Genomic DNA, 21,772 nt, shown 5'->3' on the forward strand with positions numbered 1-21,772 from the left:
CCCTCATCCGCATTTGGAGTAGCCGCACTCGAGACAACTGTCGCAACCCTCCTTGCGCACCAGGCCTGGCGCGCCGCAGCGGGGGCAGGCCGAGGGCGCCGGCCCGGGCGCTGAGGAAACGGGATGAGGTTCGATGGATTCGGCGGACTCGCACCCGCTTTCGGCGGCGAGGCCAAGGTGCCGCTCAATCACTGCGCCGATCGCTGCGGGAAGCGACGGCGTGTAGCGCCCTTCCATCCAGGCGCCGCCGCCGGGATCGAACACCGCCTTCAACTCCTCGGCGACAAAGGAGACGTCCCCGCCGCGCCGGAAGACCGCCGAGACCATCCGGGTCAGGGCGACGGTCCAGGCGTAGTGTGCCATGTTCTTGGAGTTGACGAAGATCTCGAACGGTCGCCGCGCCCCTTCGTCATCGGGGTCCGCGTCATTGATGGTGACGTAGACGGCGTGGGCGTCCAGCGGCCAGCGGATCTTGTAGGTCGCGCCTTCGAGCCGACCGGGGCGCGGCGTCAGAGGATCGACGTCGGACGACGGAGCCGCCGCCGGAACGGAGGCCGGCGCCTCGACGCTGAGCACCGAACCGGTGATGGCGTTGGGGCGATAGGTGGTCAGCCCCTTGCAACCCATCCGATAGCCTTGACGATAGACATCCGAAAACGCCGAGAAGTCGATGTTTTCCGGGCAGTTGATCGTCTTCGAGATCGAGCTGTCGATCTGCGCCTGCGCCGCCGCCTGCATCCTCAGGTGATGCTCCGGGGTCAGGGTCTGGGCGCTGACGAAGGCGTCGCCGGGCGCGCTGTCGAGCGGCGCGTCAGGGCCTTTGAGCGTCTTCCATAACGCCAGGGCGTAGTCTTCGACGGCCTCCTCACGTCGCGTCCCATCGGGCTGCATGACCTTGCGCGTATAGGCGAAAGCAAACACGGGCTCGATGCCGGACGAGACATTGCCGGCCAGGAGGGAGGTGGTGCCCGTCGGCGCGATCGAGGTCAGACAGCCGTTGCGCAGGCCGTGAAGCCCGATCAGTTCCCGAGTCTCCGCATCCAGGCTTGCGAGATTGGGCCGCTGCAGCATCGCGGGGTCATAGAGGGGGAAGGCGCCCTTTTCGGCCGCGAGTTCAGCCGAGGCGCGATAGGCTTCTCGCCGGATCAGGCCCAGCCACCGCCCGGTCAGGGCGACGGCGCGGTCTTCTCCATAGCGGGCGCCGCAGAAGATCAGGGCGTCGGCCAAGCCGGTCACGCCGAGGCCAAGCCGGCGTTTGGCGCGGGCTTCGGCCTCCTGGGCGGGCAGAGGAAAACGGGAAATGTCGATGACATTGTCCAACATCCGCACGGCAGTGCGGGTGAGGTCGGCCAACTCCTGTTCGTCCAGCGCCGCATCGGGCTCGAAAGGCGCCGAGACGAGGCGGGCCAGATTGATCGACCCGAGAAGACAGGCTCCATAAGGCGGCAACATCTGTTCGCCGCAGGGATTGCTGGCCGCGATGACTTCGCAATGCGCCAAATTGTTCGCAGCATTGACCCGATCGATGAAGATCACGCCCGGTTCCGCCGCGTCATAGGTGGCCTGCATCAGTCGGGTCCAGAGATCCGTGGCGCGGACCGTGCGTCGGATTTCGCCGTCGAACACCAGGGGCCAGTCCGCATCCGCGTCCAATGCGGCCATGAAGGCGTCGGGAACCAGAACCGAGAGATTGAAATTCCTGAAGCGGACCGCGTCGCGTTTGGCGTCGATGAAGGCCTCGATGTCCGGATGGTCGATGCGCAAACAGCCCATCATCGCCCCGCGCCTCTGACCGGCGGACATGATGGTGCGGCACATCGAATCCCACACGTCCATGAAACTGAGCGGACCCGAGGCCTCCGCCCCGACCCCTCGCACGAGAGCGCCGGAGGGGCGGACTGTGGAAAAGTCCATGCCGACGCCGCCGCCCTGCTGCAGGGTGACGGCGGCTTCGCGCAGATGCTGGAAGATGCCGTCCAGATCGTCCGGGACGACGCCCATGACGAAACAGTTGAACAAGGTCACGGCGCGACCAGTGCCGGCGCCGGCGAGGATTCGTCCAGCGGGCAGGAACCGGTAGGCGTCCAGCGTCTCGCGGAACCGGGCCCGCCATCGCGCCCGGGTCTTGGTCGGCTCCGCTTCGGCCAGGGCGGCCGCCACACGGTCCCATGTGGCTTCGACGGTAGCGTCTCCCGTCCCCTCGTGCGGGCGGAAGCGATATTTGCTGTTCCAGATTTCTCCGGCCAAGGGACTGTCGAACGCCATAGCTGCACCCTGTCAAAACGTGGCGCTCAGACTCGGTGATTCCCTGCGGCGTGCGGAACAGGCTGCGGCATGTCGCAGGCGCCGACGAGCGTCAGCATCGCCCTTGACGCCGATCAAGCCGAGCGCGGCCTCAGCGGCCTAGAAGGAGCGAAACCCCAGGCCGGGGCGCAAAAAGGGACCCTTCGCCGCATGGCTCTTCGACATCAATCCATCGCCGCGATCGCCGCCTCTCTTCCGGGCGCTTGCGACGTCCTGCTGCGCCACAAGATCGATTTCTGCTCCAAAGGGGAGGCGACCCTGGCCCTGGCGGCGGAGGCGCGTCGCCTGAATCTCGCTGAGCTCCAAGCCGAACTGTCCGCCACCGCACGCCAGGCCGAGCCCTATCCGACCGAACCCGCAGCGCTGATCGCCCACATCATCGAGCGCTACCACAAGGTCCATCGCCTCGAGTTTCCGGGTCTCATTGACACCGCGCGCCGCGTCGAAGCGACGCATAAGGATCGCTGCGACTGTCCACGCGGCTTGCACGACCTGCTGTCGCGCATGTTCGAGGACCTTGAGGACCATCAGCACAAGGAGGAGGCGATTCTGTTTCCCATCATGCTCAACGGCGGGGAGCCGAGCTTGCACCAGCCCATCGCTCGAATGCTCCAGGATCATGTTGAGTTGATCGATGCCCTCGATCTCATGGCCGATCTAACGGGCGACTTTGCTCCGCCCGCCGACGCCTGTGGCTCCTGGCGCGCGCTCTATGTCGGTTGTCGGAAGCTGGACTCGGACCTGCGGGTCCACGTCCATCTGGAGAACAACCTGCTGTTTCCGCGCTTTTCCTAGGCTTCAGAAGTCCAGAACCGGGACCATGTCGCCGGGGGGCAGGCCTGGCGCGCCTGGGCGCCGGCGGATCAGGAGGTCGGCGCCGGCCAGCGCCTTCTGGGTCGCCGAATCCTGGACCTTGAGCCCGGCGACGCCATCGCCGTCGCGACGCCCCCGTTCAAAGGTCTCGCGGTCGCCGCAAGGCTTGAGGGCTTCGGTCAGGATCATGTCCCGCCAGGCCAGCCGTTCGGCCGGATCGCGGCCCGCCAGGCCCGCGATCAAGGGCGCCAGAAACAGACGCGCCGTGACCATGGCGGATGTCGGATTGCCTGGCAGGCCCATGACCAGTTCGCGACCGGCGCGTCCGAACCAGACCGGCTTGCCTGGCTTCATGGCCACCTTGGAAAAAATCAGGTCCAGGCCGAACCCGGCGAACATCGAACGGGCGTAGTCCTTGTCGCCCACCGAGGCCCCGCCTGTGACCACGACCACGTCGGCCGTATCCAGGGCAAGACGGGCGGCGGCCTTGAGCTGGTCGGGGGCGTCGGCCAGACGACGGCGGTCCAGGACCTGGCCGCCGCTGGCTTCAACCAGAGCGGCGACGCCGAACGACACGCTTTCGGGAATACTGCCGGCTGTCTCCAGAGACTGGCCCGGCGCCGCCAGTTCATCGCCGGTGCTCAGAATGACGATCCGGGGTTGGCGCACGACGGAAAGGGCGGCGACATCGGCGGCGGCGGCGGCCACCAGGGCGCGGTAGCCGAGCCGGGTCCCAGCCGCCAGCAGCACGTCGCCGGCTTCGAAATCAGAACCGGCGGCCCGGATGTGACGTCCTGGTCCCGGCGCCGTCGCAAATAGGGCCAGTTCGCCGTCGCGGCCGACTTCCTCCTGGACCACGACGCGGTCGGCTCCGGTCGGCACAGGGCCTCCCGTGAAGACCCGCACGCAGGTCTTGGACGGCAGGACGGGAAGGTCGCCGCGCCCTGCGAAGGCCACCGAGGCGATCGGCAAGCGCGCCGGCAGGATCGACAGATCGACGTCGCGAACGGCATAGCCGTCCATGGCCGAGACCGCCGTCCGCGGCGCGGCGCCACGCGCCTTGAGATCGGTCGCCAGCACGCGTCCGCTCGCCGCTTCGAGCGCGACGACTTCGGAACCGAGCGGATTCGCCTGGGCTAGGAGGCGGGCCAGGGCCGTATCGAAATCCGTCACGCGGCGCTGTCCTCCTCGACGGTCCAATCGCCCGAGCGTCCGCCGGACTTGGACAAGAGCCTCACCTGGCTGATAATCATGCCGCGGTCGGCGGCCTTCAGCATGTCGTAAAGGGTGAGGCAGGCCACCGAGACGGCGGTCAGGGCCTCCATCTCAACCCCAGTGGAGCCGCTGACACGGGCCTCCGCCGTTACGACAAAGCCGGGAAGATCGTCGTCGACCGCCACCTTCACCGACACCTTGTCTAGGCTCAACGGATGGCACAGCGGGATCAGATCGGCCGTACGTTTGGCGCCCATGATCCCCGCCAGTTCCGCAGTGGTGATGACGGCGCCCTTGGGCGCCTTGTCGTCGCGCACCAGGGCGAGGGTGGCTGGCGCACAGAAGACCCGCCCTTCGGCCACGGCGCGTCGCGCCGTTACAGCCTTGTCTCCGACATCGACCATGTGCACCCGGCCTGCGGCGTCCAGATGGGTGAGGCCGCTCATGGGCAGATGCCCCGGAAGCGCGGAATTTGGCCGACGAGGGAGCAGGGGCGAAAGCGGCTGTCCAGTTCCTCGGCCAACACCAGGTCCCAGGCGTCGCGACAGGCGCCGGTGGAGCCGGGCACGCAAAAGACGAAGGTGTCCTCGGCCTGACCCGCCAGGGCGCGCGACTGCAGCGTCGCCACGCCGACCGTCCCCAGACTGGCCAGGTGGAACACCACGGAAAACCCTTCCAGCTCGCGTCGGAACAGCGGCTTGACGGCTTCCGGGGTCACGTCACGCGGCGAAAAGCCGGTGCCGCCCGTCGTCAGGACGACGTCCACTTCGGGGCCAGAGATCCAGACCTTCAGCTGGTCTCGGATCGCATCGACATCGTCGTGGACGATCGCCTTCCCGGCCAGCCTATGGCCGGCACCGGTCAGCCGTTCGACCAAGAGGCCGCCGGAGGTGTCCGTGGTTTCGTCGCGGGTGTCCGATATGGTCAGAACCGCGATGTTCAGGGGGTGAAACGGCAGAGTTTCATCGATTCTTCCGGCCATCAGGGGGTCTTGTCCTTCCAGCGCGCCAGGGCGGCGCGATCTTCGTCCACGGGCTCGATCCAGCGCGCGCCGGCGGGGCCGGTCTCGCGCTTCCAGAATGCGGCCTCGGTCTTGAGCCTGTCCATCAGATAGTCCGCCGCCTCGAAGGCCGTGCGCCGGTGCGGCGACGCGGTGGCGACGAAAACAATGGTTTCTCCCGGCGTAATCTCGCCGCAGCGATGCGCCACGATCAGGTCCTCGATCTGAAATCGCGCCGCAGCGGCTTCGGCGATGTCGCGCATAGAGCGCTCGGTCATGCCGGGATAATGGTCCAGCGTCAGGGCGGCGACGGTCGATCCGTCCCTGGACGTCCCGCGCGCGAGGCCGGTGAAGGTCACCACTGCGCCGTCGCCCGTCCGACCGGCCAAGAACGCCTCCAGCTCGGCCGCCGGAGACAAGGCGCCGAAGACCAGTCTAACGTCCAAGGCCACCTCATCCCCCCGAAAAGATGGAGAAGAAGGCGATCTCTTGGTCCGGTCGGGCCAGGGCGTCCTCGCCGGCGATGACCTGATCCACCGAGGCGCGCACGTCGGAGCGTATCAGGGCGTCGGCGGCGACCTCGTCCTGATCGGCGAGGCGGCGTCTTATCTCACGTACGGTCAAACCTTCGGCAGGCAGCTCCAGGGCGCCTTCTGTGCCCAGCTTTTCAGCGACGCGGCCAAAATAGAGGATGCGGGTCATGGCTATTCAGTATCCGGCCGTCGAAACGGCTCTGTTGAGGTTGCGCGGCGCGCAGAGGCGGAACCCGGCCCTGGAAGAGAAGACATCAAGCCGCTCCTTCCAATCAATAGCCAGAGCGAATCTTGGGCGAGCGAATGGGGGAGGGACAAGTTGGCTGCTCGGGTCGGCTTCGGCCATCGAGATCGACCCTCCGGCCGATCACTTTGGCGATTTCACGTCCCTTACAACACGCAGCGATAATCAGAATTGTCTTCCGTCAAATGGTGCGCTGACTCTCGTCATGCGGCGGCGGTCGCCAGAGTTCGATTTGCGTTTGATGGGCTGTTCATCGCTAAGGCGGGCCCGATGCCCCGCCGTTCGCTTGACGCTTGATGATATCGAAGATTGAACGGCCTGCTACCCTGACAGCCAACGGTGACCCGGCCAAGTGATCCATCCAGCACCAAAAGGAAACGCCGCCGAAGGCGCGGCGCAGGGTTCGGCAGGCGAGGTCTTCTTTACCTTTCTGAAGTTGGGCCTGACCGCGTTCGGCGGACCGATCGCTCATCTCGGGTATTTTCGCGACGAGATTGTTTTGCGTCGTAAATGGCTCAACGAGGCCGCCTATGCGGACCTTGTGGCGCTTTGTCAGTTCCTGCCCGGACCTGCGTCTAGTCAGGTGGGATTTGCGCTGGGTCTGATGCGGGCGGGCCCCTTAGGCGCCCTGGCGGCCTGGGCCGCATTCACGCTTCCCTCGGCAGCAGCTCTGGTTCTGTTTGCCTATGGCGCACAGTCCTTGGGTGGCCCGATCGCGCTCGCCTTAGTCCATGGGCTCAAGCTCGTCGCCGTCGCTATCGTTGCGCAAGCCGTGGTGGGCATGGCGATGACGCTCACGCCGGACGCTCAGCGGGCAGGCATCGCTGTTGGAGCGACGCTGATTGTATCCTTGGCGGCGGGGGGACTGACACAGGTCGCCGCGATCACCATGGGCGCGATCTTGGGGCTCGTCGTCTGCCGTGGCGCACCCCAGGCTCCCGTTCAGCCGCTTCCCTTTCCTGTCAGCCGGCGGGCCGGCGCTGCGGCTCTGTTGGTCTTCGGCGTCTTGCTGTTGGGCTTGCCTTTCCTCGTCATCGCCACGGATTCTCACGGCTGGGCGCTTTTCGAAGCCTTCTATCGCTCAGGAGCAATGGTGTTTGGCGGTGGCCATGTCGTCTTGCCCTTGCTGCAGGCCGGCGTCGTGGGACCGGGCTGGGTTGGCGAAGACGTCTTCCTTGCCGGCTATGGCGCCGCGCAGGCCGTGCCGGGACCGCTTTTCACCTTCTCCGCCTATCTGGGTTTTATAGGTGCCCCTGCGCCCAACGGCCTGGGCGGCGCGTTCATCGCCTTGATTGGCGTCTTCCTGCCCGGTCTCTTAATTTTGGTCGGCGTGGTCCCTTTCTGGGGCGGCGTGCGGACGCGGCCCGCCGCGCAAGCCGCACTGCGAGGGGCCAACGCCGCCGTCGTGGGTATTCTTGCGGCGGCGCTCTATGATCCGGTTTGGGAGAGCGCGGTCCTATCGCCTATCGATTTGACCTTGGCTGCTGCTGGCTTCGTTCTGCTCGTTCCCTTTCGGACGCCGCCCTGGCTCGTCGTCTTGAGCCTTGTCGCTTCCAGCATGGCGGTCTCTCTCGTCGTCGGCTGAAGCCGAAGCCCTCCAATCCAATTAGCCGACCGGACGGCCATGGCTGGGTGGCGGCGTCTTGGGGAGGGCGGCTGGATCTGAAGTGGACAGTCTCAGCCCCGCGTCCGCCCACGCAAGCAATTCATTCTCCGCATAGACCACTCGACCGCCCAGTTTTCTGTACCGGGGGCCTGTGCCACAGGTCCTATGCTTCTCCAGCGTTCTGCCGGACAAGCCAAGCAGTCGGCCAGCTTCCGGCGTCCTCAGAAATCGGCCTGGAACGCGTGTTGTTTCTTCCATGACGCAGATCCTCGATCAGTTTGGACCTGTGAGTCTCCAAACAGGATCGAGAAGACTAAATACCGATCCCTACGGTCGGAGGTTCTCGGTCCTGAAGCGGTCGGGCGGGTTGGGTCCTGCCTTAATGACGAGTCTCGTCATCATGACGGAGCATAGATTCAATCTATCGTCAGAGAACGGCTTGCGACCTTCCGGATCGGCTTTCAAAGACCTCGAAATCGACCGTTTTTTTCACCGTTTTTCTCTGGCCGAGAAACGGTGGCCCGGGAGGTTGGGTAAAAATGTTCAATGAAATCAATAAGACGATGGTGGGTGATGTAGGGTTCGAACCTACGACCCGCTGATTAAGAGTCAGCTGCTCTACCAACTGAGCTAATCACCCGACCGGTCGTCTTCGTCTTCGGGGGCGAGAGGCCTTGCCGAAGGGCGCTCCTACTACCCAGCCCTTGGGGGGTTGGCAAGCGCTTTCGCAAACTTTCTTTGACGGGCATGGTCCGCACGGAATCGGTCGCGTGGGGCGGCGGGGGAGCAAGCATCATGGCCTTCTGGAACCGGCGTCGTTCGATCGACGTCATGACGGCGCCGCACGACGGACCACGCCTGAAGCCGACGCTCAGCTGGCCGCACCTGCTGGCCCTGGGCGTGGGCGCCATCGTCGGCACCGGCATTCTGACCCTGATCGGGGTCGGGGCGGGGCTGGCGGGGCCGGCGGTGCTGATCAGTTTCGGCCTGGCCGGCCTGGTCTGCGCCTGCGCCGCCCTGGCCTATGCCGAACTGTCGACCATGATGCCGGCGGCGGGCAGCGCCTATACCTATTCCTACGCCGTCCTGGGCGAGATGATCGCCTGGGTGGTGGGCTGGAGTCTGATCCTGGAATATTCGCTGGTGGTCAGCGCCGTGGCGGTGGGCTGGTCCGGTTACGCCGTCGGCTTCCTCAGCGGTCTGGGCGTCGATCTGCCGGCCGCCCTGGTCGCCGGGCCCCACGCCGGCGGGATCATCAACCTGCCGGCCGTGGCCATCATCGGGGTGGTGACGGGCCTGCTGCTGCTGGGCACCAAGGAGAGCGCGACGCTGAACGCCGTGCTGGTGGTGATCAAGATCGCCGCCCTGGTGGTCTTTGTCGCCATCGCCCTGCCGGCCTTCAAGCCCGAGAACTTCACCCCCTTCATGCCCAACGGCTTCGGCGCCCCCTTCGTCCAGACCGGGGTGATGGCGGCGGCGGCCATCATCTTCTTCGCCTTCTATGGGTTCGACGCCATTTCGACGGCGGCCGAGGAGACCAAGAAGCCCGAGCGCGACCTGGCCATCGGCATCGTCGGCTCCATGCTGGTCTGCACGGCCCTGTATCTGGTGGTCGCGGCCGCCGCCATCGGCGCCCGGCCGGTGGCGGATTTCGCCGACAGCCCCGAGCCCCTGGCCCTGATCCTGCGCCAGATGGGGCAGGGGACGGCGGCCCAGTGGATCGCGGCGGCGGCGGTGATCGCGCTTCCGACCGTGCTGCTGGCCTTCCTGTTCGGCCAGAGCCGCATCTTCCTGGGCATGGCGCGCGACGGCCTGCTGCCGCGCCGCCTGGCCAAGGTGTCGGCGCGCGGCGTGCCGGCGGTGGTGACGGTCTTTACGGCTGTGGTGGTGGCGATCCTGGCCGGCCTGCTGCCGCTGGACGAACTGGCCTCCCTGGCCAATGCGGGCACCCTGGCGGCCTTCTGTTCGGTGGGAGTGTGCCTGGTCGTGCTGCGGATTCGCGAGCCGAATCGCAAACGGGTGTTCAAGGCGCCGCTGTGGCCCCTGGTCGGCGCGATCAGCGTGATCGGCTGCATCGTCTTCTTCCTGAGTCTGAAGCCCGTCACCCAGGTGGGCTTCGTCGTCTGGAACCTGATCGGCGTGGCCATCTATCTGCTGTGGTCGTCGAAGAACTCGCGCCTGGCCAAGGGTGAGGAAGAGGCCGCCTGATGGCGCGCCGCGATCTGACCGGCGCCGTCGACTTCAGCGTGCTTGAGGCCATGACCGGCGGCGACGCGTCGATTTCGGAAGAGGTGCTGGGCCTGTTCGTCGAACAGGCCGCCCTCTGGTCTGTGCTGCTGAACCCCAAGGCCGACGGCTGGCGCGACGGGGTGCACACCATTCGGGGCGCGGCGGCAGGGATCGGGGCCGGCGACCTGGCGTCGATCTGCGCCGAGGCGGAAGCGGCGGAACAGACCCTGGCGGCGCCGGCGCTGGACCGGGTCAAGACGGCGCTGGATGTCGCCCTGGCCGACGTGGCCGCCTATCGCCACGAGCTGATGCTGCGAGGGCTGCGAGGCTAGTCGAGGTCCTGGGCGGAATGTCTGATGTCGAGTATCACCACCATGTCTCCCACTACGCGGTAACGCAGCAAATAGGGTGGGACATGCGTCAACTGGCGGCGACCGCCGCCTATCGGCGCTCCACGTTCGGGGAAATCAGCCAGACTATCGCCGGCGGCCTTGAGCCGACTTGCTATGCGCTGACTGGCCAGCGGGTTGAAGTGGGAAATATAGGCTTGGATCGACCGGAGGCTCCGAAGGGACCTGATCGTCCAAACCACCCTAGTCATCCAGGCCCCAAGACTCCGGCGGCGGGCCTTCCTCAGGTGTGCCCCAGGTCAGAAGCCACTTTGCGACCTCTTCATGCGGGACGACCCGGCCGGCCGCGAAATCGGCCTCCGCCTCTTCCAGGGATCGGGCGTCCGCCTCGGGGTCAGGCTGGCTGAAGACAGAAGGTTCCTGATGCGCCATGTCAGGAGAATACCACTGTAAGGCGTTAGCTCCGAGTCCGGTCGTAGACCGCGAACTCGTGGGCGATGCAGCGGTCGATCAGCAGGCGCCAGACCGGCTCGGCGATCTCGGGCGCCAGGTGGTGGGTTTCGGCGGCGGTCAGGACCTTGGCCACGACGTCGTCGATGCGGGCCTGGTCGAAGACGGCGTCGCGGTCGGGCTTGATGCGGGCGGCCGCCTCCATATAGCGCTGGCGTTCGGCCAGCAGGGCGACCAGGGCGCGGTCCAGGGCGTCGACGCCCTGGCGGACCTCGGCCATCGACTGGCATTCGGCGGGATCGACGCGGGCGTCGACGGCGACAAGGGCAGGGTGGTGCATGGCCCCGGCTTTCGCCGGGATGGGCGGACTTTTCAACCCCTAGCCGACGAAGGCGCGTTCCAGCACATAGTCGGCAGGCTCGGCGTTGGAGCCTTCCTTGAGCCCATAGGTCTCCAGCAGTTCGCCCGCTTCCTTGATCATGGCCATTGAGCCGCACAGCATGGCGCGGTCGCGGGCGGGGTCGAAGCCTTCGGGCAGGCCCAGGTCGCGGAAGAAGTCGCCCGACTTGATGCGGTCGGTGATCCGGCCGGGGGTCACGAATTCCTCGCGCGTGACCGTCGGATAATAGGTCAGCTGCGCCCTGGCCTCGTCGCCGATCAAGGGATCGTCGTGGATCTCGCGGGTGAAGAAGTCGCGGTAAGCTAGGTCGGCGACGCTGCGCACCGTGTGGATCACATAGACATGGCCGAAGCGGGAATAGGTCTCCGGATCGCGCGCCACGCTCAGCCAGGGGGCCAGGCCCGTGCCCGTGCCGATCAGGAACAGCCGCTCGCCGCCGGTCAGGGCGTCCAGGACCAGGGTGCCGGTGGGCTTCTTGCCCATCAGCACTGTGTCCCCGGCCACGATCTTCTGCAGCCGCGAGGTCAGGGGACCGTCGGCGACCTTGATCGAGAAGAACTCCAGCTCCTCGGCCCAGCAGGGGCTGGCGATGGAATAGGCGCGCAGCACCGGCTTGCCGCCGTCTTCGCCCGGCAGGCCGATCATCACGAACTCGCCCGAACGGAAGCGGAAGTCCTCGGGCCGTTTCACGCCGAAGCTGAACAGGCTGTCGGTCCAGTGGCGGACCCACAGAACCTCCAGTTCGTTGAACGGGCTGGCTTTGACGGGAGCGGGGGAGAGGGCGGCGTCGGTCATCGTACGCCTCTCTAATCTGAGACCCGCTCGCAGGGAAGGAAAAGCCATCGTCCCAACGGCGACTTTTCCTCGTGACGGCTTGCAGAAGCGCCGCTAGCGTCGCCGACCATGCGCACAATTCTTCTCGCCTCGACCATCCTCCTCTCGGCCGGTTCAGCGGTCGCCCAGGAGTCGCCCTCCAATATCCTGACGCCCGAGCGGGTCTTCTCCAGCCCCAGCCTGAACGGCCCGGTGGCCAAGGGGGTCAGCCTGTCGCCCGACGGCCAGCTGGTGGCCTTCCTGCGCTCTCGCGAGGACAATGTGGACGTCCAGGACCTGTGGGCCGCCCCGACCGGCGAGGGCGAACCATACAAGCTGATCGACGCCCGCGCCCTGGTCCCCGACGCCGGCGAACTGTCCGAGGCAGAAAAGGCCCGGCGCGAGCGGATGCGGATCAGCGCCCGTGGCGTGGTCGACTATTCCTGGGACCAGCAGGGCCGCTACATCCTGGCGCCGCTGGAAGGCGACATCTTCCTGGCCAGCCGCGCCGACGGCAAGGTGCGCCGCCTGACCGAGACCGCCGCCGACGAGATCGACGCCAAGGTCTCGCCCAAGGGCAATTATGTCTCCTGGGTCCGCGACCAGAACCTGGTCATCTATGATCTGGCGACCGGCCAGGAGACCCCGATCACCGACGACGGCGCAGGCCTGATCGCCTGGGCCACGGCCGAGTTCATCGCCCAAGAAGAGATGGACCGCGACACCGGCTATTGGTGGAGCCCCGATGAACGCTACATCGCCCTGACCCGTGTGGACGAAAGCCCGGTGGACATCGTGCCGCGCTTCGAGATCACCGGCGCCGGCGCCACCATGGTCGAGCAGCGCTATCCCCGCGCCGGCCGCCCCAACGCCCTGGTCGAACTCTATGTCCGGGATCAGCAGACCGGCGCACGGGTCAAGGTGGACCTGGGGTCCAACACCGACATCTATCTGGCGCGGGTCGACTGGGCCGACGACGGCAAGACCCTGTACGTCCAGCGCCAGTCGCGCGACCAGAAGACGCTGGATCTGCTCAGCGTCGATCCGGCCACCGGCGCCTCTCGCGTGATCCTCAGCCAGAAGGCCCAGGCCTGGGTCGATCTGAACAACGACTTCCATGTCCTGGCGGACGGCCGTTTCATCTGGTCGAACGAGGACAGCGGCTGGCGCCACCTGTATCTGTACGACCGTAACGGCCGTCAGCTACGCGCCATCACGCGGGGCGACTATCCGGTCAAACATCTGGACGGCGTCAACGAACAGACCGGCGAGGTCTATTTCACCGCCTCGATGCGCGACGGCAAGGAACTGCCGATCGAACAGCAGATGTTCCGCGCCAGCCTGAACCGCACCGTCGATCCGGTGGCGGTGACCCCGGCCGGCGGCTGGTGGAACGTGTCGGTCAACGGGCCGGCGACGGCCTATGTCGGCAACTATTCCGATCCGAAGACCCCGCCCCAGTCGGCCCTGTACCGGATCGACGGCACGCGCGTGCGCTGGATCGAGGAGAACAGGCTCGACGCTGACCACGCCTTCGCCCCCTATGTCTCGCGGCTGCGCACGCCCGAGTTCGGCACGATCCAGAGCCACGGCGAAACCCTGGTCTGGCGCATGACCACCCCGCCGGACTTCGATCCGTCGAAGAAATATCCGGTGGTGATGCAGGTCTATGGCGGCCCCGGCACCGGCGCGGGCGTGCAGAAGAGCTGGCAGCCCCTGACCAACCAACTGCTGACCGAGGCCGGCTATATCGTCTTCCGCGTCGATAACCGCGGCGAGGGCGACCGGTCCCAGGCCTTCGAAACCAGCCTCTATCGCCGCCTGGGTCTTCCTGCGGTCGAGGATCAGGCCTTGGCCGCCAAATGGTTGAAGACGCTGCCCTATGTCGATCCTGACCATATCGCGGTCATGGGCTGGAGCTTCGGCGGCTTCCTCAGCCTGCTGACCCTGACCGACAAGGATGCGGACCTGGCGGCCGCCCTGGCGGGCGCGGCGCCGACGGAATGGAGCCTCTACGACACCCATTATACCGAACGCTACATGTCCACGCCGCAGGACAATCCGGACGGCTATGCGGCCACCGACGTCCTGCCGCGCCTCGACGACCTGACCGGCCGGCTGCTGATCCTGCACGGCATGGCCGACGACAATGTCATCTTCGGCAACGCCACCCGCGTGATCGACGCCCTTCAGGCCAAGAGCACGCCGTTCGAGATGATGCTCTATCCCGGCCAAAGACACGGCGTCCGCGGCGAACCGAGGCAACTTCAGCAATGGCGCACCTATCTCGACTTCCTGGACCGCACGATCGGCAAGCGGGCGGAACCGGCCGCCGACTGATCCTCGCGGCTGCGGTCGCGCTGTCCCTGGCGGGATGCGCGGCCGGGGCGGGCGGTCAGGCCGGGGAATATCCGTCCGCCGCAGCGGTGGTTGTGGCCGGCCGCCTGAACGACAGCGCCCACGCCGTCCTGCGCTGGAGCGACTCTTCGCCGACCGGCCGCGGCGTGTCCGCCGTGTCCGGAATGCCGATCCTGCTGAAGGACAATATCGAGACGACGGACATGCCGACCACGGCCGGGTCTCTGGCTCTGGCGAACAATGCGCCGGGCCGCGACGCGCCCCTGGTCGCCCGTCTGCGCGCCGGTGGCGCGGTCATCGTCGGCAAGACCAATCTGTCGGAATGGGCCAATATCCGCTCGTCGGACTCGATCAGCGGCTGGAGCGCGGTCGGCGGCCAGACCCTGAACCCCTATGATCCCGCCCGCACCCCCTGCGGCTCCTCGTCCGGCAGCGGTGCGGCGGTGGCCCTGGGCCTGACGCCTGCGGCCATAGGCACCGAGACGGACGGCTCCATCACCTGTCCGGCCTCGGTCAACGGGATCGTCGGGTTCAAGCCCACGGTCGGCCTGGTCTCGCGCACCCACATCGTGCCGATCAGCCATTCCCAGGACACCGCAGGCCCGATGGCGGCGACCGTTCGCGACGCCGCGCGGGTGCTGACCGTCATCGCCGGTTCGGACCCTGCCGACGCCGCCACGGTCGAGGCGGATGCGCGCAAGACCGACTATGTCGCCGCCCTGGACGCCGGATCGCTGCGCGGCGCGCGCATCGGGGTGATGCGGTTCCTGCAGGGCTATTCGCCGGAGACCCAGGCGGTGTTCGAACAGAACCTGCAGGCCCTGCGCGACGCCGGCGCCGTCCTGGTCGATCTGCCTGAGGGGCCTGACGGCCGCACCCTGGGCGAGGCCGAGTTCAAGGTGCTTCTGTACGAACTGAAGCACGATCTGAACGCCTATCTGGCCTCGACCGACCCGACCCAGGTCAGGACACGCACCCTGGCCGAGGTCATCGCCTTCAACGCCGCCGAGCCGCGCGAGACCGTGCTGTTCGGCCAGGACGTCTTCGAACAGGCCCAGGCCATGGGCGGACTGGACGACCCCGACTATATCCAGGCCCGCGCCACCTCGCTGCGACTTGCGGGAGAAGAAGGCATCGACCGGCTGATGCGGGCGCACAGCCTGTCCGCCCTGGTCGCCCCCACCACCTCGCGCGCCTGGACCAATGACCCCAAGGACGACGACGACATGCAGGGCGCCGCCAGCCGTCTGGCCGCCGTCGCCGGCTATCCCCACCTGACCGTGCCGATGGGGTTTGATCAGAATATGCCCGTAGGTCTCAGCTTTATCGGTGGAAAATGGGATGACGCGCGCATCCTTTCCCTCGGTTACGCCTTCGAAAAGGCGATGCAGGCGCGGCGGCCGCCGCCTGTGTCCCGGCCCTGACATCGGGCGGTCGCGGCCGCTGGAAATGCGGCATGAGCGACCTGATCGCCAATATCGTCGGCTCGGCCGCAGCGGTCTGCTCCGTGACCAGTTTCGCGCCCCAGGCGATCAAGATCTGGAAGGAACGCGACGCCTCCTCGGTCAGTCTGAAGACCTATTCCCTGACCGTGACCTGTTTCGCCCTGTGGGTCGTCTACGGCGTCATGACCCAGGCCTGGCCGGTGACCATCGCCAACTCATGCGCCCTGGTCATGGCTTCGGGGGTCCTGGCGATGAAATGGCGCTTCCGGAACGGCGATCCCGAAGCGTGACGGTTTGATCCGGATCAAGGCGAACCCTGTCTGACGGCGCAATCGTGGGCGGAGGAGATTTCTCATGCCCCAGGACGCAGTCCCGTTCGTCGCCGCTATCGTCGCGGCCTTCGTCTTCTTCATGGCCGCGCTGGCCTTGGCCGGCCTGTATTCGCGCTCGTCCGACGACAAGTGACGACAGCTTTACCCGACGTGATCTTGGCGCCCTGCGCGATGCGGGTTACGGCATGTGTTCCAACGTCCAAGGGAGACGCCTCCAATGCCTGATCTCGCACAAGTCACAGAACACATCCGCGGCGCCGTCGGCGACAACTCCGGCCTCGGCAAGACCGTGAAGCTCGACCTCGGCGACGAGGGCAAGATCTTCATCGACGGCGCCTCGGTGCCGAACACCGTCACCAACGAAGACAAGCCCGCCGACGCCACCGTCTCGATGAAATGGGATGACTTCATGGCCCTGTCGGAAGGCAAGCTGGATCCGATGATGGCCTTCATGCAGGGCAAGCTGAAGATCGCCGGCGACATGATGATCGCCCAGAAACTGGCCCCGCTGCTGAAGCGCTGATGGCAGGCTGAGCAACAGTTGATTGCGGCGCGGCTCCCCTCGGGGCCGCGCCGTTTTCGTCTTCAGCGCCCGTCAGAGACGCGAACGAAAAACGAGGAAACGACATGGACTTCAGACATTCCGACCGCGCCCTGGACTGGCACGCCCGCGTGCGCCGTTTCCTCGATGAACAGGTCATCCCGCGCGAGGCCGAATATTTCGCCCAGGTGCGCGAGAACCCGAACCGCCAGCCGCCGGCCATGGAGGCGATGAAGGCCGCCGCGCGCGAGGCGGGCCTGTGGAACATGTTCCTGCCGGGCGAGCATGGCGCCGGCCTGACCAACCTCGACTACGCGCCTCTGGCCGAGATGATGGGCGCCCATCTGTGGTCGTCGGAGGTGTTCAACTGCAACGCCCCCGACACCGGCAATATGGAAGTCCTGCACATGTACGGCGACGCCGCCCAGCAGGACCGCTGGCTGAAGCCGCTGATGGCCGGCGAGATCCGCTCTGCCTTCCTGATGACCGAGCCAGAGGTCGCCTCGTCCGACGCCACCAATATCCAGACCCGGATCGAGCGCGACGGCGACCACTATGTCATCAACGGCCGCAAATGGTGGTCGACCAATATGGCCCATCCGAACGTCGCCGTGACCATCGTCATGGGCAAGACCGACCCGGACGCCGCGACCCACGCCCAGCAGTCCCAGATCATCGTCCCCGTCGACACGCCCGGCTTCCGCGTCGAGCGGATGCTGTCGGTCTTCGGTTATGACGAACGCCCCATCGGCCACGCCGAGGTGGTGCTGGAGAACGTCCGCGTCCCCGCCTCGAACCTGATCGCCGGCGAGGGCCGGGGGTTCGAGATCGCCCAGGGTCGGCTTGGCCCCGGCCGGATCCACCACTGCATGCGCGTGATCGGCGCGGCCGAGCGGGCGCTGGAGCTGATGGTGAAGCGCCTTTTGAACCGCACCGCCTTCAGGAAACAGCTGGCCGAACATTCGGTCTGGGAGCAGCGGGTCGCCGACGCCCGCACCAATATCGAGATGTGCCGCCTGCTGGTGCTGAAGGCCGCCTGGATGATGGACGAGGCGGGGGCCAAGAACGCCCGCTCCGAAATCGCCCAGATCAAGGTCGCCGCCCCCCGCATGGCGCTTCAGGTCATCGACGACGCCATCCAGGCCTTCGGCGGCGCCGGCGTCTCGGGCGACACGCCCCTGGCCGAACTCTATGCGACGGTGCGCACCCTGCGGATCGCCGACGGCCCCGACGAGGTCCACAACCGCAGCATCGCCCGGCTGGAATACGCCAAACACGGCGGCAAGCCGGTGCGTTGAATTCACCGTTACGCTTCCTAGATCAGGGGAACTCCGGCTGAGGCGTGACGTTCGTTCTGCTTGGACGACGCGACGCCCGCCGGGGCTTCGGGGCTGAGGCGGGACGGAACGGCTGACATGAATGCTCGCTTCGAGCCCGATACGCGGGCGGCGTCGGATGTGGCGCGTTTCAGGGAGACCCGGGCCGCCATGCCCGCCCTGGCCGACGGCCTTTCGCCCGAGGACCTGTCGGCCCAGTCCATGCCGGATTGCAGTCCCGGCAAATGGCATCTGGCCCACACCAGCTGGTTCTTCGAGGCGATGATCCTGTCGGCCGATCCGGACTACCAGCCGGTCGATCCGCGCTTCCAGCAACTGTTCAACTCCTACTACGAAGCCCTGGGCGAGAGGGTGCCCCGGCCCCAGCGCGGCCTGATGACCCGCCCCTCGGTGGACGAGGTCCTGGCCTATCGGCGCGAAATCGACCGGCGCATGGCCGCCTGGCTGGCCTCGGGGCCGTCCAGCGGTCAGCAACTCTATCTGTTCGAGCTGGGCCTCCACCACGACCAGCAGCATCAGGAGTTGTTCCTGATGGACCTGCTGAACCTGATGTCCCGCTCGCCGCTGGACCCGGCCGCCTATGGGGTCGAGCCGCGTCAGGCGCCGCTGGAGGCCCCGCGCGGCGGCGTCGTCGCCTTCGACGGCGGCCTGGTCTCGATCGGTCACGACGGCGCCGGTTTCGCCTTCGACAACGAGGGCCCGTCGCACCGGGTCTGGCTGGAGCCCTTCGCCCTGGCCGCCGACCTCGTGACCAACGGCGACTGGCTGGGTTTCATCGCCGACGGCGGCTACGCCCGACCCGAGCTGTGGCTGTCCGACGGCTGGGCCACGGTCAAGGCCGAGGCCTGGACCGCGCCCCTCTACTGGCGCCGCGACGGCGACGACTGGAGCATCATGAGCCTGACCGGCCGCGTTCCCGTCGACCCCGCCGCCCCGGTGCGTCATGTCAGCTTCTACGAGGCCGACGCCTACGCCCGCTGGGCCGGCAAACGCCTGCCGTCCGAGGCCGAGTGGGAGCACGCCGCCACCACGGCCTCCGACGCCTTCTCCAACCTGTCGGGCGAGGTCTGGCAGTGGACGTCCAGCGCCTACGCCCCATACCCCGGCTTCCAGCCGACGCCGGGCACGGCGGCCGAGTACAATGGCAAGTTCATGGCCAATCAGATGGTGCTGCGCGGCGGCGCCTTCGCCACGCCCCCCGGCCATGCCCGCATCACCTATCGCAACTTCTTCTACCCCCAACAGAGGTGGGCCTTCATGGGTCTGAGACTGGCCGAAGACGCCCCGCACGAGCGCAAGGTTTCCCCCGAGGACGACACCCAGACCGCCGCATTCCGGCGTGACCTGGTCCAGGGCCTGTCGCGCGGCCAGAAGGCCGTGCCGCCCAAATGGTTCTATGACGCCGAGGGCTCGCGCCTGTTTGAGGACATCACCGCCCTGCCGGAATATTATCCGACCCGTCAGGAGACGGCCCTGCTGCGCGACCGCGCCGCCGCCCTGACCGCCGACTTCGGCCCAGACGCCGTCCTGGTCGAGTTCGGATCGGGGGCCAGCGAAAAGACCCGTCTCCTGCTGGACGCCGCGCCCGACCTCGGCGCCTATGTGCCGCTGGACATCAGCGAGTCAGCCCTGCTGGACGCCGCCGCCCGCATCCGCGCCGACTATCCCCGCCTGCGGGTCCAGCCGGTCCCGGGCGACTTCGAACATCTCGCGCCCCTGCCGGACGATTTGCCGCACGGCCGGCGCATCGGTTTCTTCCCCGGCTCCACCATCGGCAATCTGGAGCCCGAGGAGGCGGTGCGGTTCCTGGCCTCGGCGCGCCGGATGCTGGGGGAGGGGGCGCTGTTCATTCTGGGCGTCGATCTGGTCAAGGATCCCGCGACCCTGGTCGCCGCCTATGACGACAGTCAGGGCGTCACCGCCGCGTTCAACCTGAATCTCCTGGCCCGCGCCAACGCCGAACTGGGCGCCGATTTCGACCTCGGCGCCTTCGCCCACCGCGCCGTCTGGAACCCGGATCAGTCGCGCATGGAGATGCACCTCCAGGCCGCGCGCCAAACCGCCGCCCGCGTGGGCGACAGCGTCTTCACCTTCATGGCCGGAGAGACCCTCCACACCGAAAGCTCGCGCAAGTTCACGCAGGATTCGGTCGCCGCACTGGCCAAGGAGTCCGGCTGGTCCATGGCCGGTTTCGAGGTTTCGCCCGAACCCAGCGTGGCCCTGGCCTTGTTGCGAGGTTGAGACCCTGTGGGGGCGTAACGCCCCGCACCCGTCAACTCGGCGAGCGTTGACCCAGGACGACAGTTTCCTGCAGTCGCGATCTGAAGGTCGGCTTTCTGACGGCGGGTCTATTTCGGTTTGCGACCCATTGCGGACATTCAGACTTCGGGCGATGTTTGGTCATGAACGTAAAAGCGTTGTTCTTGTGTGGATTGCTCGCGTGCGCAGTCGGGTGTTCAGACCCCGAACAGAAGGACACCGCTGTTTCGCCGAGATCAGCGAATTCCGAGGACGACATCACTTCGTATATTCAGCAGAGGGTGTCCCATCTGGCCTACGCATACCCTGAAGCTCGGGTGGCCGGGCTTCGCTTCAGTGCAGGCCGAACGACAGTGTGCGGGCTTCTCCTATATCCCGGGGAACAGCCGCGACTTTTTATCTCCACCGACCTGGACCCAACAGATGTTGAGGGACGAGCAGTTGCGATGCCCTTCCTGACTGCAAAGGGTGACTGGCGTCGTCGGTCGAAGGCCAGACTGCGTTTAGAGGCTCTTCACGCAGAGCAATGTGAGCGACTGGGATTGATGCCAGACGGCTTCACTGTCGGTGCGGGCTACGACCGATAGCCACCCTAAACGGCAATTCGGAACGTCAGCTTCGGGGCGATCAGCCCAATGTCCGGTTCTTGGCAGGATGCCAACTTCGCAATTCGACCCTAATCAGGCATTGGCTCCTCATCCTCGTCGGGAGGAATGTCGAAGAAATCGATATATCTTCCTTCAATGGCGCCCCCTTGTCTCGGAGTGCCGGCTTTATCGATGGCACCTCGCCATGCGCCACTTTGGTATTCACTGGGAATGGGGTCGATGTTTGGATCAATCCCTAGAGCTTCCAACTCATCAAACCAGCGATCACGTTGAGATGGCGGAAGCCGTTCGCCGCACCAAGGACAAAAGAACAACTGCTGCTTGGCTCCGCCTGCCGGCGTCCAGTAGACGTCGAAGCGTGGATCGTAGCGAACCATCCCCCAGTCATTCTGCGGGTGATCTGCCATATGGCCGCGAGGGCAACTTGAATCTTCTTCCATGCCACTGTTTATCCGGGCCAGTGGGCAGATAGGAAGCGTACGCTTTCGATCCCCAGCGGCCGTCGGCCGCGAGTGCTTGCCGGCCTCGAGACGAACGTCCGCTTTCGGCGGTCAAGCCCAGGACTGAAATCGACCCCTTGCGGCCACCCAAGCGATGTTCGACACATAGGGGTCTTCACCCGCCGCCAGCAAACGACGCTGCAAATCGAACAGAACCTCGGTGGCGTAAGGGTCGCCCCGCATCAAGCGTTTCGCGTCCTCTGATGTGACTTCGTCTTCACGCAGCAGCACCATATGAGTCCCTGCGTCATATCGGACGTAATAGCGATCATCGCGCTTTATGAGCACAACGCCGTCTTCATCGAAAAGAGTTGTTGTCATCCCTCAAGCTTAGCTCGCGCGCTGCCTGATGTCTGCTTCCCATCTGTGGACGCCCCCTTCAGCGCAAGAGTGATTTTCGGGAATTTCTGACACGTAGTCGGATGCTGCCATCTG

22 protein-coding genes and 1 tRNA gene are annotated in these 21,772 nt (G+C 66.2%); 10 read left to right on the forward strand and 13 right to left on the reverse strand.

Annotated elements, in window-relative coordinates:
- Positions 1-3: 3 nt before the first annotated feature.
- The gene (locus AC1RSI_RS14380) at positions 4-2,265 is read right to left on the reverse strand and encodes an adenosylcobalamin-dependent ribonucleoside-diphosphate reductase (RefSeq protein ID WP_154725589.1); all 2,262 of its coding nucleotides are present in this window, start codon (positions 2,263-2,265) and stop codon (positions 4-6) included.
- 69 nt (positions 2,266-2,334) lie between these two features.
- On the opposite strand from AC1RSI_RS14380, the gene AC1RSI_RS14385 reads away from it, so the two are divergent.
- The gene (locus tag AC1RSI_RS14385) at positions 2,335-3,099 is read left to right on the forward strand and encodes a DUF542 domain-containing protein (protein WP_154725590.1); all 765 of its coding nucleotides are present in this window, start codon (positions 2,335-2,337) and stop codon (positions 3,097-3,099) included.
- Between the two features lie 3 nt (positions 3,100-3,102).
- Here the strand turns inward: AC1RSI_RS14385 and AC1RSI_RS14390 are convergent, their stop codons facing one another.
- The 5 genes from AC1RSI_RS14390 to AC1RSI_RS14410 are packed head-to-tail and all read right to left on the reverse strand — an operon-like array spanning position 3,103 to position 6,034.
- Positions 3,103-4,290 carry a molybdopterin molybdotransferase MoeA gene (locus tag AC1RSI_RS14390; protein WP_154725591.1) on the reverse strand — a complete coding sequence of 396 codons (1,188 nt, stop codon included), beginning with the start codon at positions 4,288-4,290 and terminating at the stop codon, positions 3,103-3,105.
- The gene (gene moaC, locus AC1RSI_RS14395; protein ID WP_008261425.1) at positions 4,287-4,778 is read right to left on the reverse strand and encodes a cyclic pyranopterin monophosphate synthase MoaC; all 492 of its coding nucleotides are present in this window, start codon (positions 4,776-4,778) and stop codon (positions 4,287-4,289) included. Before moaC ends, AC1RSI_RS14390 begins: the two co-directional genes overlap by 4 nt.
- Positions 4,775-5,314 carry a molybdenum cofactor biosynthesis protein B gene (gene moaB, locus AC1RSI_RS14400; protein ID WP_008262424.1) on the reverse strand — a complete coding sequence of 180 codons (540 nt, stop codon included), beginning with the start codon at positions 5,312-5,314 and terminating at the stop codon, positions 4,775-4,777. Before moaB ends, moaC begins: the two co-directional genes overlap by 4 nt.
- The gene (locus tag AC1RSI_RS14405; protein WP_154725593.1) at positions 5,314-5,778 is read right to left on the reverse strand and encodes a molybdenum cofactor biosynthesis protein MoaE; all 465 of its coding nucleotides are present in this window, start codon (positions 5,776-5,778) and stop codon (positions 5,314-5,316) included. Before AC1RSI_RS14405 ends, moaB begins: the two co-directional genes overlap by 1 nt.
- A 7-nt stretch (positions 5,779-5,785) precedes the next feature.
- Positions 5,786-6,034, reverse strand: a complete 249-nt coding sequence (locus AC1RSI_RS14410) for a MoaD/ThiS family protein (RefSeq protein ID WP_008263543.1) — start codon at positions 6,032-6,034, stop codon at positions 5,786-5,788.
- Between the two features lie 427 nt (positions 6,035-6,461).
- On the opposite strand from AC1RSI_RS14410, the gene chrA reads away from it, so the two are divergent.
- Positions 6,462-7,694 (forward strand): chromate efflux transporter, encoded by a 1,233-nt coding sequence (chrA, locus tag AC1RSI_RS14415; RefSeq protein ID WP_008259501.1) that lies wholly within the window; start codon positions 6,462-6,464, stop codon positions 7,692-7,694.
- Between the two features lie 585 nt (positions 7,695-8,279).
- On the opposite strand, the gene AC1RSI_RS14420 is transcribed toward chrA, so the two are convergent.
- Positions 8,280-8,355 (reverse strand) — tRNA-Lys (locus AC1RSI_RS14420).
- A gap of 155 nt (positions 8,356-8,510) precedes the next feature.
- Between AC1RSI_RS14420 and AC1RSI_RS14425 the strand changes: the two genes are divergently transcribed.
- Both AC1RSI_RS14425 and AC1RSI_RS14430 read left to right on the forward strand, forming a co-directional pair.
- Positions 8,511-9,923, forward strand: a complete 1,413-nt coding sequence (locus AC1RSI_RS14425; protein ID WP_008261041.1) for an amino acid permease — start codon at positions 8,511-8,513, stop codon at positions 9,921-9,923.
- Positions 9,923-10,276, forward strand: coding sequence for an Hpt domain-containing protein (locus AC1RSI_RS14430; protein WP_008259521.1), 354 nt, complete (start codon positions 9,923-9,925; stop codon positions 10,274-10,276). Before AC1RSI_RS14425 ends, AC1RSI_RS14430 begins: the two co-directional genes overlap by 1 nt.
- Here AC1RSI_RS14430 and AC1RSI_RS14435 read toward each other — a convergent pair.
- Genes AC1RSI_RS14435 through AC1RSI_RS14450 form a run of 4 tightly spaced genes read right to left on the reverse strand, consistent with a single transcriptional unit; the run spans position 10,273 to position 11,939 of the window.
- Positions 10,273-10,545, reverse strand: coding sequence for a type II toxin-antitoxin system RelE/ParE family toxin (locus tag AC1RSI_RS14435; RefSeq protein WP_040349638.1), 273 nt, complete (start codon positions 10,543-10,545; stop codon positions 10,273-10,275). The genes AC1RSI_RS14430 and AC1RSI_RS14435 overlap by 4 nt on opposite strands.
- Complete coding sequence (locus tag AC1RSI_RS14440) at positions 10,538-10,726, reverse strand: antitoxin (RefSeq protein ID WP_008262014.1); 189 nt, start codon at positions 10,724-10,726, stop codon at positions 10,538-10,540. The genes AC1RSI_RS14435 and AC1RSI_RS14440 overlap by 8 nt, the downstream gene beginning before the upstream one ends.
- 25 nt (positions 10,727-10,751) lie before the next feature.
- Positions 10,752-11,084: a chorismate mutase gene (locus AC1RSI_RS14445; protein ID WP_008261936.1), complete on the reverse strand. Its 333-nt coding sequence runs from the start codon at positions 11,082-11,084 to the stop codon at positions 10,752-10,754.
- A 39-nt stretch (positions 11,085-11,123) separates the two neighbouring features.
- Entirely contained in the window at positions 11,124-11,939 is an 816-nt protein-coding gene (locus tag AC1RSI_RS14450; protein ID WP_008259687.1) for a ferredoxin--NADP reductase, read from the reverse strand.
- Positions 11,940-12,047: 108 nt separating this feature from the next.
- Here AC1RSI_RS14450 and AC1RSI_RS14455 point away from each other — a divergent pair, with 108 nt between their 5' ends.
- The 6 genes from AC1RSI_RS14455 (at position 12,048) to egtB (ending at position 20,211) form a co-directional block, all read left to right on the forward strand.
- Positions 12,048-14,297: a S9 family peptidase gene (locus tag AC1RSI_RS14455; protein WP_447941469.1), complete on the forward strand. Its 2,250-nt coding sequence runs from the start codon at positions 12,048-12,050 to the stop codon at positions 14,295-14,297.
- A complete protein-coding gene (locus AC1RSI_RS14460; RefSeq protein ID WP_230307724.1) occupies positions 14,231-15,739 on the forward strand; it encodes an amidase in 1,509 nt (502 codons plus the stop codon). Before AC1RSI_RS14455 ends, AC1RSI_RS14460 begins: the two co-directional genes overlap by 67 nt.
- Positions 15,740-15,771: 32 nt before the next feature.
- Complete coding sequence (locus AC1RSI_RS14465) at positions 15,772-16,050, forward strand: SemiSWEET family sugar transporter (protein WP_008259199.1); 279 nt, start codon at positions 15,772-15,774, stop codon at positions 16,048-16,050.
- Between the two features lie 259 nt (positions 16,051-16,309).
- Entirely contained in the window at positions 16,310-16,615 is a 306-nt protein-coding gene (locus AC1RSI_RS14470) for an SCP2 sterol-binding domain-containing protein (protein ID WP_154726859.1), read from the forward strand.
- Positions 16,616-16,719: 104 nt separating this feature from the next.
- Positions 16,720-17,931 carry an acyl-CoA dehydrogenase family protein gene (locus AC1RSI_RS14475; protein WP_035306211.1) on the forward strand — a complete coding sequence of 404 codons (1,212 nt, stop codon included), beginning with the start codon at positions 16,720-16,722 and terminating at the stop codon, positions 17,929-17,931.
- 117 nt (positions 17,932-18,048) lie between these two features.
- Positions 18,049-20,211 (forward strand): ergothioneine biosynthesis protein EgtB, encoded by a 2,163-nt coding sequence (gene egtB / locus AC1RSI_RS14480; RefSeq protein WP_447941470.1) that lies wholly within the window; start codon positions 18,049-18,051, stop codon positions 20,209-20,211.
- A gap of 694 nt (positions 20,212-20,905) precedes the next feature.
- Here the strand turns inward: egtB and AC1RSI_RS14485 are convergent.
- Positions 20,906-21,214 carry a DUF6980 family protein gene (locus AC1RSI_RS14485; RefSeq protein ID WP_155988058.1) on the reverse strand — a complete coding sequence of 103 codons (309 nt, stop codon included), beginning with the start codon at positions 21,212-21,214 and terminating at the stop codon, positions 20,906-20,908.
- 174 nt (positions 21,215-21,388) lie between these two features.
- Positions 21,389-21,571, reverse strand: a complete 183-nt coding sequence (locus AC1RSI_RS14490) for a hypothetical protein (protein WP_492793346.1) — start codon at positions 21,569-21,571, stop codon at positions 21,389-21,391.
- Positions 21,572-21,772 lie beyond the last annotated feature (201 nt).

The sequence above is a fragment of the Brevundimonas sp. GW821-FHT10E09 genome (genome assembly GCF_058809375.1).

Bases quoted from the DNA above. Each gene is read 5' to 3' on its own strand.
- AC1RSI_RS14380 (WP_154725589.1), bottom strand. From the start codon at position 2,265: ATGGCGTTCGACAGTCCCTTGGCCGGAGAAATCTGGAACAGCAAATAT.
- AC1RSI_RS14385 (WP_154725590.1), top strand. From the start codon at position 2,335: ATGTCGCAGGCGCCGACGAGCGTCAGCATCGCCCTTGACGCCGATCAA.
- moaC (WP_008261425.1), bottom strand. From the start codon at position 4,778: ATGAGCGGCCTCACCCATCTGGACGCCGCAGGCCGGGTGCACATGGTC.
- moaB (WP_008262424.1), bottom strand. From the start codon at position 5,314: ATGGCCGGAAGAATCGATGAAACTCTGCCGTTTCACCCCCTGAACATC.
- AC1RSI_RS14410 (WP_008263543.1), bottom strand. From the start codon at position 6,034: ATGACCCGCATCCTCTATTTTGGCCGCGTCGCTGAAAAGCTGGGCACA.
- AC1RSI_RS14425 (WP_008261041.1), top strand. From the start codon at position 8,511: ATGGCCTTCTGGAACCGGCGTCGTTCGATCGACGTCATGACGGCGCCG.
- AC1RSI_RS14430 (WP_008259521.1), top strand. From the start codon at position 9,923: ATGGCGCGCCGCGATCTGACCGGCGCCGTCGACTTCAGCGTGCTTGAG.
- AC1RSI_RS14435 (WP_040349638.1), bottom strand. From the start codon at position 10,545: ATGACTAGGGTGGTTTGGACGATCAGGTCCCTTCGGAGCCTCCGGTCG.
- AC1RSI_RS14440 (WP_008262014.1), bottom strand. From the start codon at position 10,726: ATGGCGCATCAGGAACCTTCTGTCTTCAGCCAGCCTGACCCCGAGGCG.
- AC1RSI_RS14445 (WP_008261936.1), bottom strand. From the start codon at position 11,084: ATGCACCACCCTGCCCTTGTCGCCGTCGACGCCCGCGTCGATCCCGCC.
- AC1RSI_RS14450 (WP_008259687.1), bottom strand. From the start codon at position 11,939: ATGACCGACGCCGCCCTCTCCCCCGCTCCCGTCAAAGCCAGCCCGTTC.
- AC1RSI_RS14455 (WP_447941469.1), top strand. From the start codon at position 12,048: ATGCGCACAATTCTTCTCGCCTCGACCATCCTCCTCTCGGCCGGTTCA.
- AC1RSI_RS14460 (WP_230307724.1), top strand. From the start codon at position 14,231: ATGGCGCACCTATCTCGACTTCCTGGACCGCACGATCGGCAAGCGGGC.
- AC1RSI_RS14465 (WP_008259199.1), top strand. From the start codon at position 15,772: ATGAGCGACCTGATCGCCAATATCGTCGGCTCGGCCGCAGCGGTCTGC.
- AC1RSI_RS14470 (WP_154726859.1), top strand. From the start codon at position 16,310: ATGCCTGATCTCGCACAAGTCACAGAACACATCCGCGGCGCCGTCGGC.
- AC1RSI_RS14475 (WP_035306211.1), top strand. From the start codon at position 16,720: ATGGACTTCAGACATTCCGACCGCGCCCTGGACTGGCACGCCCGCGTG.
- egtB (WP_447941470.1), top strand. From the start codon at position 18,049: ATGAATGCTCGCTTCGAGCCCGATACGCGGGCGGCGTCGGATGTGGCG.
- AC1RSI_RS14485 (WP_155988058.1), bottom strand. From the start codon at position 21,214: ATGGTTCGCTACGATCCACGCTTCGACGTCTACTGGACGCCGGCAGGC.
- AC1RSI_RS14490 (WP_492793346.1), bottom strand. From the start codon at position 21,571: ATGGTGCTGCTGCGTGAAGACGAAGTCACATCAGAGGACGCGAAACGC.